The 13,179-nt window shown below is 62.1% G+C and carries 11 protein-coding genes and 1 riboswitch; of the genes, 1 reads left to right on the plus strand and 10 read right to left on the minus strand.

Annotated features, from left to right (window positions below; genetic code table 11):
• Positions 1–15 precede the first annotated feature (15 nt).
• The 7 genes from AC02Y0_RS10425 to AC02Y0_RS10455 form a co-directional block, all read right to left on the minus strand.
• Positions 16–1,923, minus strand: a complete 1,908-nt coding sequence (locus tag AC02Y0_RS10425) for a CASTOR/POLLUX-related putative ion channel (protein ID WP_476383753.1) — start codon at positions 1,921–1,923, stop codon at positions 16–18.
• A gap of 214 nt (positions 1,924–2,137) precedes the next feature.
• Positions 2,138–3,040 (minus strand): dihydrodipicolinate synthase family protein, encoded by a 903-nt coding sequence (locus AC02Y0_RS10430; RefSeq protein WP_476383754.1) that lies wholly within the window; start codon positions 3,038–3,040, stop codon positions 2,138–2,140.
• A gap of 98 nt (positions 3,041–3,138) precedes the next feature.
• Positions 3,139–3,870 (minus strand): GntR family transcriptional regulator, encoded by a 732-nt coding sequence (locus tag AC02Y0_RS10435; RefSeq protein WP_476383755.1) that lies wholly within the window; start codon positions 3,868–3,870, stop codon positions 3,139–3,141.
• A 110-nt stretch (positions 3,871–3,980) separates the two neighbouring features.
• The gene (locus AC02Y0_RS10440) at positions 3,981–4,997 is read right to left on the minus strand and encodes an NAD-dependent epimerase/dehydratase family protein (RefSeq protein ID WP_476383756.1); all 1,017 of its coding nucleotides are present in this window, start codon (positions 4,995–4,997) and stop codon (positions 3,981–3,983) included.
• A gap of 2 nt (positions 4,998–4,999) precedes the next feature.
• Positions 5,000–6,316 (minus strand): UDP-glucose dehydrogenase family protein, encoded by a 1,317-nt coding sequence (locus AC02Y0_RS10445; protein WP_476383758.1) that lies wholly within the window; start codon positions 6,314–6,316, stop codon positions 5,000–5,002.
• Between the two features lie 187 nt (positions 6,317–6,503).
• Complete coding sequence (locus AC02Y0_RS10450) at positions 6,504–7,847, minus strand: MFS transporter (protein ID WP_476383759.1); 1,344 nt, start codon at positions 7,845–7,847, stop codon at positions 6,504–6,506.
• A gap of 32 nt (positions 7,848–7,879) precedes the next feature.
• Entirely contained in the window at positions 7,880–8,044 is a 165-nt protein-coding gene (locus AC02Y0_RS10455; protein WP_112242683.1) for a DUF2256 domain-containing protein, read from the minus strand.
• Positions 8,045–8,181: 137 nt separating this feature from the next.
• On the opposite strand from AC02Y0_RS10455, the gene AC02Y0_RS10460 reads away from it, so the two are divergent.
• The gene (locus AC02Y0_RS10460) at positions 8,182–9,168 is read left to right on the plus strand and encodes an aldo/keto reductase (protein WP_476383760.1); all 987 of its coding nucleotides are present in this window, start codon (positions 8,182–8,184) and stop codon (positions 9,166–9,168) included.
• Positions 9,169–9,246: 78 nt separating this feature from the next.
• Here the strand turns inward: AC02Y0_RS10460 and AC02Y0_RS10465 are convergent, their stop codons facing one another.
• The 3 genes from AC02Y0_RS10465 to hupB all read right to left on the minus strand — a co-directional run bounded on the left by AC02Y0_RS10465 (position 9,247) and on the right by hupB (position 13,149).
• Entirely contained in the window at positions 9,247–11,445 is a 2,199-nt protein-coding gene (locus tag AC02Y0_RS10465; protein WP_476383761.1) for an esterase-like activity of phytase family protein, read from the minus strand.
• A 100-nt stretch (positions 11,446–11,545) separates the two neighbouring features.
• On the minus strand, positions 11,546–12,445 hold the full coding sequence (locus tag AC02Y0_RS10470; protein WP_476383762.1) for a DMT family transporter: 900 nt from the start codon (positions 12,443–12,445) through the stop codon (positions 11,546–11,548).
• A gap of 134 nt (positions 12,446–12,579) precedes the next feature.
• A riboswitch (FMN riboswitch) is annotated at positions 12,580–12,733 on the minus strand.
• A gap of 140 nt (positions 12,734–12,873) precedes the next feature.
• Positions 12,874–13,149, minus strand: coding sequence for a DNA-binding protein HupB (gene hupB, locus AC02Y0_RS10475; protein ID WP_006727558.1), 276 nt, complete (start codon positions 13,147–13,149; stop codon positions 12,874–12,876).
• Positions 13,150–13,179: the final 30 nt, after the last annotated feature.

The raw sequence follows: 13,179 nt of genomic DNA on the forward strand, positions 1-13,179 counted from the left end.
GCCCCTTTCTCGCCCTCAGTCCTGCGCGAGGACGATCACCATGTCCTTCTCTGTGTAAGCCAGCAGCTCTAAACGGTTCGGGTTCACGACGACGCCGCCGAGATTGCGCTCATCTGCATCCCCTGCCCGCTGGCGGCGGTGGCCGATGGCGATTTCGCCGCGACGGAGCGCCGAGAGGGCGACCGTGAAGAAATTCACAGGCTGCGAGATATCCACATAGTCGCTCATGGGGCGCATGTAGATCTCGGAGCCTTCGACATCCAGCAACTCATCGAAGATCGCCGCCATGAACTCGTTCTCGGAGGCCTGGGCCAGCATCAAGCTGACCAGCTTGTTGCTGACGACGAAATCGTCGGCGCGGGTGACTTCCGCAAGCTCGCGGTTGCGGACATCCGTCATCTCGCTCACTACATTGATGTGGAGGCCGGCGCGCTCGGCGATCTTGCGCAGGTGCAGGAGCGTGATCAAGGTGCGGGTATCGGCCGATTGCATCGACATGTCGTCGCTGTAACCCAGCACCAGCACGTGATCGTAGGACGGGATGTCGAGCGCTTCGAGTGCCGACCGGCTGCTGGTGTCGATCACCACATGCGAGACGCTCATATTGTCGTTCGGCAAGGTCAGCGCGGCGATATCGGCCTCGAATTTCGGCGTGCTGGCAGCCACCGTGAGAACGGATCCCGGGGCGACATAGCGACCGAGCTCGGACGCGATAATCGGACCACGGCGGTTCCAGCCGAGGACCAGCGTACGTTCTGCGGTCGGGGCTTGAGGAGTAGCCTGCAGGATCGCGCCCTGGGCAATCTGCGGGGCGCCGTTCCAGGTCTGAATGGATGCGTCGTCCTCGGCGATGATCACCAGCCGCTCACCGGAAGCGATCGTGCGATTCGGAGACGGATTGAGATGGATCTTGCCCTCTGCATCGCAGATGCCGATCAGGGTGCTCGTCTCGTAAGACATCACCGCCGCACCGAATGGCTTGCCCTCGAGGGCCGGCTGGGGAAGCGTGTAGATCTCGCAGCCGTCGAAATCGAGCAGTTCGGTATAGACTGCGGACAGGCCCGACTGGCGGCTCGTATGCACGACGATCCGGGAAATGAGATCGTCGGCCAGCACCAGCTGCAACTCGTTGCCGCCAACGATTCGCGCGACCTCCGTATTCTGCGCATCACGGATCTCGCCCGCGATCATGTAAGGCTCAGGGCGGCGGTTGGGGTCGTTCACCAGAGCGAGAACCGACTTGATGACCTGGGAATCCGGGTCCTCGCTCTCCGGCGAGAGCACGATGATCGAGCGGGACGTGTGCGGGTTGACGATCGACAGATCGAAGAGATCGGTCGGGTCGCCGCTGCGGCAGATGATCTTGGTGTTCTTGAGATCGCCCACCTTGTCGGCGATCTCCTCCTCCATCTCCACCTTGTCCTTGTTTGCCATGATGACAATGCGCGGACGGTGGCGGCTCTGGTTAGCGATGACGAGCTCGGAAATGACGTCGAAAATCGAGGCCGACCAGTTGAGGATGATGGTGTGGTCGCTTTCAAGGACGCGCGAGCGGCCCTTGCGCAATTCGTCGAGCTTGTTTTCGAGGCCTGAGCTGATGACACCGATCAAGGCTGAGAAGACGAAGATGCCGGCCAGCGTCACGACCAGTGCGACGAGCCGGAAGCCCCAACCCTGGTCGCCGCCCATGGTGCCTGCATCGAAGGTTCGCATCAGCGATTCCCAGGTGCCTTCGATGAAGCTCACCGGTTCGCCACCTTCCGGCGCAATGCCGGTAAGCGCAAGGAAGGCGCCAGCCAGGCTGATCACCACCAGCGAGATCAGCGCCAGCCAGCCAATCAGTGCGATCGCACCACCGGCCATGCTCTTGTCGAACTCATAGCGCAACCGCGCGCGCCAGCCTGCACTCGTCTTCTTCGTCATATTTCGACCCCCTGATGGAACGTAGAAAGCCGGGATCGCAGGCGGGCCGTTAACATTCGGTGAGAATGGGAAGCTGGGTGGCCGATGGACCCTGAAAAAGTCACAGGCGCGTGAGTTGCTGGTGATCAAGAGGCTGCCGGCAAATGCGAGACCCACGAAAAAGACCCGCAGACTTGCATCTGCGGGTCCACAAATTTCCAAAGCCTCTCGAGCCTTACTTGCCGCCGATCGGGCGGGTCGCGGCTGCCTTTTCGACCATGGCAGTGACTTCTGCACGGCGGGCACCCTGAAGCGGCATGCGCGGCATGCGGACGCGTTCGGAGCCGCGGCCCATGATCTGTTCGGCGAGCTTGATCGACTGGACGAGGTCATGCTCGGCATCGAGATGCAGAAGCGGCATGAACCAGCGGTAGATGCGGCGGGCTTCCATCCAGTCGCCACGGTCGGCGGCAGCGACCAGCGCCACCGATTCGGCCGGGAAGGCGCTGGTGAGGCCGGAGACCCAGCCCTTGGCACCGAGCATCAGGCCTTCGAGCGCCACGTCGTCGAGGCCGGCGAAGATGTCGTAGCGGTCACCGAAGGCGTTGATCAGGTCGGTGAAACGGCGCGGATCGGGCGCGCTTTCCTTGACGGCCTTGATGTTCTTCACGCCGTCGAGCGCTTCCAGCACTTCCGCGCCGATGTTGACGCGGTAGGCCGGCGGGTTGTTGTAGAGCATGATCGGCAGGCCGGTCGCGTCTGCCACCGTCTTGAAATGGGCAATCAGTTCATGCGGCTTCGGCACGTAGACCATGGCCGGCAGCAGCATCAGGCCATCGGCACCGATCTTTTCCGCATCGCGGGCATAGGCCGAGGCGCGGCGGGTGTCGAATTCCGACACGCCGGTGACGATCGGCACACGGCCATTCACCACCTCGACGGCGGCCTTCAAGATGGTGCGCTTCTCTTCCGGATCGAGCGAGTTGTTCTCGCCGCAGGTGCCCATGACGATCAGGCCATTGACGCCGTCGTTGACGAGGGCGTCGAGCACGCGCTGGGTGGCGTCGATGTCGACAGAGAAATCTTCATGGAATTGAGTCGTTGCGGCGGGGAAAACGCCGTGCCAGCCAGTGGTCATGGGAAGCTCCTGTTGATGATGTGAATTCACCGTATACAGTTTGTCGACAAAAGCAAGGGGCGTGTTTCAGGGACTGCTGAAACGGTTGATTAGCGGGGTCAGAGGTTCGGGAGTTTGGCGGCTGCAGTGATGTTGCGCGCCACGTAATCCTGGATCTGGCGGACGATCTGGTCGGCATGGGCGATCGACAGCCTGTCCGCCTCCTCCACATCCCCTAATCGGATCGCCTCGATGATCTTCTCATGCTCCTCGACATAGCGGCGCGGCAGACGGTCATCGAAGGTCTGATAGTAGAGGCGCAGGATCCGGCGCCCCTCGTCGAGCAGGCGGGCGAAGAAGGATGTATAATAGGGATTGCCGGCACGTTCGGCGATGGCGACGTGGAATTCCCTGTTCGCCTCGATCATGGCAAAGGCGTCCTGCGCCTCGACCGCCTGCGCGAAGGCCTCCTGGTGGCGGACGATCTCTGACATCCATGCCTCGCCGGAGCGCTGGGCAGCCCCCCGCGTGGTGACGCGGTACATCAGGCAGAGCGCCTCGAAATAGGTCGGCAGGCTGGAGAAATCGATTACGGCGACGATCGTGTTGCGATTGGGCAGGCTCGTGACCAAGCCTTCGGAGGTCAGCCTCAGCAGCGCTTCGCGAATCGGTGTGCGCGACATGCCGAAATGTTCGGAGAGACGCGTTTCGTCGAGCGGGCTGCCCGGTGGGCGCTCCATGGTCAGGATTTCGTGGCGCAGCGCCTTGTAGACCGATTCGGTGCCAGAGCCGCGGGCGCGCGGCCCCTCGCCTTTCATGGTCTCGGTGTCTGCGCTGCTTGCCTCGTCCATGCCTGTCGTCCCGCTCTATCGGCAACCGCCGCAGCCTACCGTTCGGCGCCAGAACAGCTGTTAACGGTCACGAAAGTCAAGGCTGGCATTCACGGGACAGAGTGAGGCCCTTACCCCTGCAGTTCGGGGCGAGCCTCGAGATACCATTCGACGAAGGCCTTTACGCCGTCTTCGAGCTTCGTGGTCGGCGTGTAGCCGGTCAACGCCTGCAGGAGATCCGGGGCCGCATAGGTGCGCGGCACGTCGCCCTTCTGCATCGGCAGCATGTGGCGGATCGCGGACTGGCCGAGCGCCTTTTCCACCAATGCGACGAAGTCCATCAGGTTTTCCGGCTGGCCGCCGCCGATATTGACCAGGCGGAACGGCGCCTGGCGGGAGAGCGTCTCGATCCCATCATCGGCAACGCGATTTGATTCGTCCGGGATGACATGCGAGATTCGCACGATCGCCTCGACGAGATCGTCGATATAGGTGAAATCGCGGCTCATCTGGCCTTCACCATAGATCTCGATCGGCTGGTCGTTGAGCATCAGATCGACGAACTTGAAGAGCGCCATGTCAGGCCGGCCCCAGGGGCCATAGACGGTGAAGAAGCGGAAGGCCGTGGTCGGCGTCTTGTAGAGATGGGCATGGGCATGCGCCATCAGCTCCATCGACTTCTTGGTGGCGGCATAGATGGTCAGCGGCTCGTCGGCGCGATCCGTCTCACGGAACGGCACCGTCGGGTTGGCACCGTAGATCGACGAGGTGGAGGCGAGCATCAGGTGCTTGACCTTGTGGCGCTCGGCAAGCTCGATGATGTTGTAGGAGCCCGTAACGTTGGACGTCAGATAGGATTGCGGGTTTTCCAGGCTGTAGCGCACGCCCGCCTGGGCCGCGAGATGGATCACCACATCCGGCTTCGCCATCGCCATGGCTTCTTCGACGGCGCTGCGATCCTCCAGCATCGCGATCACGGGCCGGAAGGCCGGATACTGCGCAAGTGCTGCATGGCGCATCTGCTTGAGCTTGACGTTGTAATAGGGCGTCAGGCCGTCGAAGCCGGTGACCTCATGTCCGTCGGCCAGCAGGCGACGGGCGAGATGAAAACCGATGAAGCCGGCGGTGCCGGTGATGAAATAATGCATGCTCAGTTCTTTGCCTTGCGCTTGCCGATCGGGAAATGGCTGAACCCGTATTTGGCCATTTCGTCCGACTTGTAGATGTTGCGCAGGTCGACGATGACGGGCGCCTTCATCTCCTGCTTCAGGCGGCGGAAATCGAGCGCGCGGAACTCGTCCCATTCGGTGACAACCACGATCGCCTCGGCACCGGACGCGATCTCGTATGGATTCTTGCCGTAGGTCACGGGCCCGAGCACCGCCTTGGCCGCCTCCATGCCTTCGGGGTCGAAGACATGGACGTCAGCGCCGCCGTCGAGAAGGGCCTGGATGATGGTGATGGCCGGGGCATCGCGCATGTCATCGGTATTCGGCTTGAAGGTCAGGCCGAGCACGGCGATCTTCTTGCCGCGGACATTGCCGTCACAGGCGGCGATCACCTTGCGGCCCATGGCGCGCTTGCGGTTGTCGTTGATGGCAACGGTGGTCTCGATCAGCCGCATCGGGCTGCCGAAGTCCTGGGCCGTCTTGACCAGCGCCAGCGTGTCCTTCGGGAAGCAGGAGCCGCCATAGCCGGGACCCGCATGCAGGAACTTGTCGCCAATGCGCTTGTCCATGCCGATGCCCTTGGCGACCTTCTGCACATCCGCGCCGATATGTTCGCAAAGATCGGCGATCTCGTTGATGAAGGTGATCTTCATCGCGAGGAAGGCGTTGGCGGCATATTTGATCAGTTCGGAGGTCCGACGTTCGCAGAAGTAGAGCGGCGCTTCGTTGAGATAGAGCGGACGGTAGACTTCGCGCATGAGTTCGGTGGCGCGTTCGTCGCCCGTGCCGATGACGATGCGGTCGGGACGCTTGAAGTCCGAGATGGCAGCACCTTCGCGGAGGAATTCGGGGTTCGAGACGACAGCGATGTCATTCTCGGGGAATTCCTCACGGAAGATGCGCTCGATCTCGTCACCGGTCCCGACCGGTACCGTGGACTTGGTGACGACCACCGTGAAGCCGGTGACGGCAGCGGCAATCTCGCGGGCGGCGGCGTAGACGTAAGTGAGGTCAGCATGGCCGTCACCACGACGCGAGGGCGTGCCGACGGCGATGAAGACGACATCGGCATTGGCGACCGGACCTGCGAGGTCGAGCGAGAAACTCAGCCGTCCGGAGGCGCGGTTATGCGCTATGATGGCCTCGAGGCCCGGCTCGAAGATCGGCACTTCGCCGCGCTCCAGCGCCTCGACCTTCTCGGTCGACTTGTCGACACAGATCACCTCGTGACCGAAATCCGCCAGACAGGCTCCCGACACCAGGCCGACATAACCCGAACCGATCATCACAATGCGCATTCAACACCTATATCGACCAAATATTGCACCCGAGCCCACGGCTTTGCCGGTTGTGGAGCATAAAACACGACACAGAGATGACAAACCGTGAACGCCAACAGCGTTCTGCGATGAAACTGAACAAAGTAGTCAGTTTGCCGCGCGCCGATAGCTTAAGGTGCCGATCTACCGGCCAGCTACAGATCTGTCAAAGACGCTGGAGCGCTCGGGTCTTGCCTTCAACGCTCGACCGCAGCCTTTGATGGGCCGCCTCATCGAGGGAAAAATTCCACATCAGGGCAATGGCTGCGAGTTTCGGGAGAATGGGCAGGAAGGCATAGAGCGCGGTCAGCGTGGTCAGTGCCTCCGGCGTCTGGGTCGCGGTCTGGTCGCCAATGAAGCCGGCGAGATCGAGGAGCGGGAAGACGATACCTGCGGAAAGGGCGACCGCAAGCTTGGTGATGAAACTCCAGGCGGCGAAATAGAGGCCGGAGCGCTGTTCGCCTGACGAGACCGTATCATTGTCAATGACATCAGCCTGGATCGCCGGGGGCAGCGTCAGATCGAAGCCGAGCAGCAGGCCAGTGACGACGCAGACGACGGTGAAGGCGAGAACATCGCCCTCCCCGAGGAAACCCGCGACCGAGAAAACGGCGCAGGCAAGGATCATCGCGAAGCACCAGGCGCGGTGTTTGCCCAGCCGTTTGGCCGTGGCGACGGCCAGGGGGACGCCTGCGATGGCGCAGAGGAAATAGGTGAAGAGCAGCGGGCCCTGCATGGCGGGAGCACCCAGCCGCTGCCCGACGAAATAGATGAAAAGCGATGCGGGGATCGCATTTGCGAAACTGTTCAGCAGGAAGGCGGATGCGAGCCGCAGGAAGGGGCCGTTGGCGCACAGATGGCGGAAGCCTTCCCGCAAGGACAGCTTGCGCCGGGAGAAGTCGACCGGCTCAGCTACATTTGCCACGGCAAGCAGGCCGGCGAGAGGCAGGGCAATGGCGATGAAAACGGCGATCCATGCAAGACCATGGAAACCGACCGCCGTGTCCAGGCCGCCGACGAAGGGCAGCGTGATGGCGATCAACGAGCCGACGAGGGTCGCCCCTTCCCGCCAGGCGGAAAGCTTTACGCGGGCCTGATATCCCGTCGCGAGTTCCGCACCCCAGGCCGTGTAGGGCAGCAGAGACCATGTAGCGCCGATCGAGAGCGCCACGCCCCAGAAGGCGAGATAGCCGATGCCGGCATCTTCGGGAGGCCAGAACAACATGAAAGCCGCGAGCGCCGTCAACGGCGTCGAGATCAGAAAGAAGAAGCGGCGACGACCGAAGCGGGAGCGGACACGATCGGAAAGCCAGCCGAACAGGGGATCGGTGATCGCATCGATCAGGCGGATACCGAGCAGGACGGCCCCAATCGTCGCCAGCGACATGGCGAAGTGGTCGGCATAGAAGGTCGGCAGCACGATGTAGAAGGGAAGCGCGATCGCAGCCATGGGGATCGCCGGAAGCGCGTAAAATGCGAGGCGCGCGGAGGCCGGGGCTTGGTCTGTCATGGGTATCCGATCACTGGTGTGTCTGGAGTGGTCTACGGCTTGTCGGCGCTTCCGGTTTTGCCAGTCCGGCGGCATCGTTCGGAACAGTAGACGACGTTCTCCCAATCCCGCTCCCACTTCTTGCGCCAGGCGAAAGGTTTGCGGCAGACGGGACAGGTTTTCTGGGGCAGATCGCCCTTGCGGATCATCTTCGGCATTCGTGTCTCTCGCTTCCTGTGATGCAATTCGCATCTTGGGCCGAAGCGGATCACTTCAAGACATCCGAGCGGTTGAAGCTTGCCACCCCCTGCCCCACTTGCTAGCTCGAAACCGCAATCACGGGAGAGACATGACGATGCGAGAACATAAATTCGGCCGGACGGAGTTTACCGTCAGCGATATCGGTTTCGGCGCCTGGCAGATCGGCGGATCCTGGGGCGAAGTGTCGGAGGCCGACGGCCGTGCTGCGCTCAATGTGGCCCTGGACGCGGGCATGACCTTCATCGACACGGCAGACGTCTATGGCGACGGTCGTTCGGAGAAGATCATCGCCGAGGTGCTGAAGGCGCGTGGCGGCAAACGGCCCATGGTGGCGTCCAAGGCCGGTCGGAGGCTCAACCCGCATGTGGCTGATGGCTACACCAAGGCCAATATCGAGGCCTTCATCGATCGGTCGCTGCAGAACCTCGAAATCGACAGCCTCGACCTCGTGCAGCTGCACTGCCCGCCGACCGACGTCTACTATCGTCAGGAGATGTTCGAGGGGCTCGAAGAGATCCGCAAGGCCGGCAAGATCAAGCATTACGGTGTGTCGGTCGAAAAGGTCGAGGAAGCGCTCAAGGCGATCGAATATCCGGGCGTCGTCTCGGTGCAGATCATCTTCAACATGTTCCGCCAGCGCCCGGCTGCCCTGTTCTTCCAGGAAGCCAAGCGCCGCAACGTCGCGGTCATTGCGCGCGTGCCGCTGGCAAGCGGTCTGCTTTCGGGCAAGATCAACGCCAACACACAGTTTGCAGCAGAAGACCATCGCAACTTCAACCGCAATGGCGAAGCCTTCGATGTGGGCGAGACCTTTGCGGGCGTTCCCTTCGAGACGGGTCTCGCAGCGGTTGAGGAAGTCCGCAAGCTGGTCCCCGCAGGCGCGTCCATGGCGCAGTTCGCACTCCGCTGGATCCTGATGCACGAGGCCGTCACGGTCGTCATTCCTGGCGCCCGCAACGGCGAGCAGGCCAAGGCAAATGCTGCCGCCTCCGATCTCGCCGCCCTGTCTGCCGATGTCATGGCAGCGTCGCGCGAGGTCTATGAGCGGCTGATCGCGCCGCATGTGCACCATCGCTGGTAAGACGCTAAAGGGTTCAAAGAAAGAGGCCGGGTGAGCGATCACCCGGCCTCTTTTGTTTTACGTGCTCTGATCTTTCGATCAGTTGGTACCCTGCAGGTTCACTTCCCAGAACAAAGTCTCGCCCGAGGAGTCATCCACACCGTCGTTGTCGGTGACGGCGAAGGCCTTGCCCGAGGCGTCGAAGGCGAAGCCTTCGAGCTTGTCGACGACGTAACCGTTCGTGGCGGCCTTCAGGTCCGGGATGAAGTCGTGGACTTCTTCCTTGGTGACCGTCGGCAGCTCTTCGCCGATCTTGGCAGGCTTCAGGTCGGCGATGGCGACGCGGTAGAGCTTCTTCAGCTTCGCATTGTCACCCACCTGGTTGTCGCGCTCGACGATGTAGACATGGTCGCCATGAGCGGTGATTTCCGACAGGCCGACCCAACCTTCGCCAGCAGCCTCGAGCGGATAGCGAACAGCGCCCCATTCCTTGGACTTGGGGTTGTAGGAGAGAAGCTTGACCGAGCCCTTCTCGTCATCGCCCCATTCGCGCTGAACGGCCATCCAGAGCGTCATGTCGTCGCCGGAACCGATCGCGGTGATGCCTTCTAGGCCGAAGCGGGTCTGGCCGGCGAGCAGTTCAGTGGGGAAGCCGATCTCGGCCTTGATCTCACCCTTGGCGTCGACATTGTAGAGACCGTGGCCGACGAGCTTGGCCGGATCGCCTTCCGATGCCAGCCAGAAGCCGCCCTTGCCGTCGAGGGTGATGCCCTCGATGTCGAGCTTCTGGGCCGCAGAGCCACCACGGGTGATCGGCAGCGCCGAGGTGATGACAGCAGGCTTCTGCGAAGCATCGATCGTGAAGATCGACGGCTGCATGGCGTAGAAGCTGTCATTGACGGCGTAGAGCGTGCCTGCCTTTTCGGCATCGCCGACGAGACCCGAGAGAGCGCCCCAGCCGATCGGTGCGCCATCGACCATGGCAGACTGGATCATCGGATAGGCGGGCGTGCCTTCTGCCAGCTCATAGAGCATGACATGCGAACGCGGGCCGCCGTCTTCGCCGAGGTCAACTTCGTTGGCGGTGACCAGCAGGTTGCGCGAGGGGATGGCGACGGCACCTTCCGGGGAGACGCCCGACGGCAGAAGCTGGGTGAGTTCCGGCTCGGCGCCCGTGTCCTTGTAGACAGCGGCGACCGAGGAACGCTCGGCGAGGACGAAGAAGTAGTTCTGATCGCCGAAGGTTGCGGCTTCCAGGCCTTCCGGCTCGACGCCCTTGGAGCGGGCGCGCTTGTCGGGGAAGTGGCCGATCTGGGCGATCGCCATTTCGAGCGAAGCGCCGGCTTCGTAAGTAACCTTGCCGGTCTTGTCGAAGATGGTGAAGCCACGCGAACCGCCGTTCCAGTCACCTTCGTTGGCAACGACCAAGCGGTTATCGTCGAGCCACTTCACGGCGTCAGGCTCGCGCGGAACGCCTTCCTTGGAGCCTGAGAACTTCAGAGCGCCTTCCGACTTGGTGTCGATACCTTCAAGGTCAACGGTGCCGGCGGAGAAATGGGCCTTCACCTCACCCGTCTTGCCGTCAACGATGGCAATGTGGTTGTTTTCCTGCAGCGTGACGGCGATTTCGCCGAGGCTGTTGATCGCGACGAATTCCGGCTCCGGATCATCAGGGGCGACTTCAGCGAGACCGGTCAGTGCGACGCGCTTCATGGTACCGCAATCGGCAACGCCGTCCTTCAGCGAGATGATGACGAGGTCGCCGGCCGGCATCTGTGGCAGGGCGCCGTCGTTGACTTCCTCGTCACGCTCGTTCTCAATCGCGATCGCGACGAAAGAGCCGTCCTTGGAAACGGCAACAGAATCCGGCTGACCGCCGATGTCGCAGGTGGCGTCGATCGCCTTGGAGGCGATGTCGACGACAGCGAGCTTGCCCGACGGGCTGGTGAAGCTCTCGGACGTGTTCACGCCGACAAGAACCTTAGCGCCAGCCACGTAAACGGATGTCGGCTCGCCGTCCATCATCAAAGCGCCGGCAGCCTTCGGTGCCTTTGCGTCGGTGATGTCGATGAAGCCGATGCCGCCGAGCGGGCTGTCGGAATAGATCAGCGTGTTGCCGTCTTCCGAGGCCGTGATGATCTCGGCCGAGGTCGTCGAGAGCTTTTCCTTGTCGGCCGGCAGGTTGGCGGCGACGGGGAAAGTGGCGATACGGTTGAAGACCTGTTCGGCAGCGGCCGGCAGGGCCACGGATGCAAAGAGCGCCGCCGTCAGGGCGACGCGGGAGAGACCATGGGTCATCGGGAAACCTCCAGTATCCAGAAATGGAACAAGAGGTTTCTGAGCCAGTCCGATGACAGTCGGATGACAGCACGATGTCGATCCGACATTTACCTGCTGATCAGGCTGGCGATGTTTCCTTGCCCGCCTCACGCAGCATCAGGAACAGCGACGCACCGAGGATGAGCAGCGCGCCGAGCCACAGATAGCCGCTCGGTGCATAGCCGAAAACGATCCAGCCGGCGAAGACATTGAGTGGCAGTTTCAGATCGTCAAACGGCTGCACATAGGCCGCATCGGCAGCGTTGTAGGCGAGCGTCAGCAGATACTGGCCGAGGGCTGTGAGGAGGCCTGCGCCCAGAAGCAGCCAGAGTGTCAGCCCCTCCGGCACGACGAAGCCACCCGCGACCGCCAGGCCGGCATTGATCGGGGTCAGCAGAACCAGAAGCCAGACGGTCACGGTTTCCGGCGCCTCGTAATGGGTGAGGTTCTTCATGATCAGAGACGAGCCACCCCAAAGCAGCGCGGAGAGCACCGGCAGGAGGGCTGCCAGGGTGAACGTGTCCGACCATGGCTGGAGGATGATCATTGCACCGACAAAGCCCGTCAGCGTCGCCAGCCAACGGTCGCGACCGACGGTCTCACCAAGGAAGAGGCGTGCGCCGATGATGATGAAGAAGGGCGAGGTCATGACGAGCGCGATGGCCTGCCAGATCGGCACGGTGGCAAGGCCCGTCACCCAGGCTTGAACGCCGAAGGCGGCGAGCAGGACGCGCAGGATGTGGCGGACCGGATAGGCGGTCTTCATGGCGCGCAGGCCGAGCCGGAAGAGCAGCGGAAGAGAGAGGACGAGAGCAAAGCCGTATTGCCAGAAGGCGGTCGAGGCCGGCGGAAAGCCGAGCGTCATCGAGAGCCACTGCGTGACGACATTGAGAATGGCAAAGGCAACGCCTGCCAAAACCATAAATCCGGCACCGACAACGGCCCGGGAGCGCAGAATTGAAACCGAGCTCTGATTCATGTCATTTTTCCTTAATCCAAAGGACCAACACAAATCAGGACAGATGAGGACGCTAAGACCGGCCCCGAACGGGGAACGGCAGCACGCAGCAGGGCCCACACCGGATCCGAGGAACCGACGAAGGCACAGCCTGACCTCATTCTCTTTCATCCGGACTTTAACCGTCGGCTCCGGAGTTACACCGGATCTGCTGACCCTGCCCTCCCCTTGAGGAGAAACAGGCGCTCGCGGGCTTGGGGCTACCCCTTTACCGCCGGTGGGGAGTTTCACCCCGCCCTGAGAACGAATGCCGGACAATCCGGCGCAATAGAAATATGACAGCCCATGCTGCAGCGCAAGAGCGCAAAAAGAAAGCCCGGCACGGGGCCGGGCTCACCAGAGATGTCAGCTGACCATCGGCACCGAAGGGTGGCGACGGTCACGACGGATCAGCTGTTGACAGCGTCCTTCAGGCCCTTGCCGGCCGTGAACTTCGGGACGTTACGAGCCGGGATATCGACTTCAGCGCCGGTGGACGGGTTGCGGCCCTTGGAGGCTTCGCGACGGGCGACGGTGAAGGCGCCGAAGCCAGCGAGACGAATGTCGCCGCCGTTCTTCAGTTCAGCCTGGACCGTTTCAAAAACGGCATCAACGGCAGAGGCTGCGTCAGCCTTGGTGAGGCCAGCCTTCTCGGCGACCGCGGATACGAGTTCGTTCTTGTTCATGTTTCCACCCTTTCTGATTGGTATGAAACG

The sequence above is a fragment of the Allorhizobium sp. nf9_anc genome, from assembly GCF_056323085.1.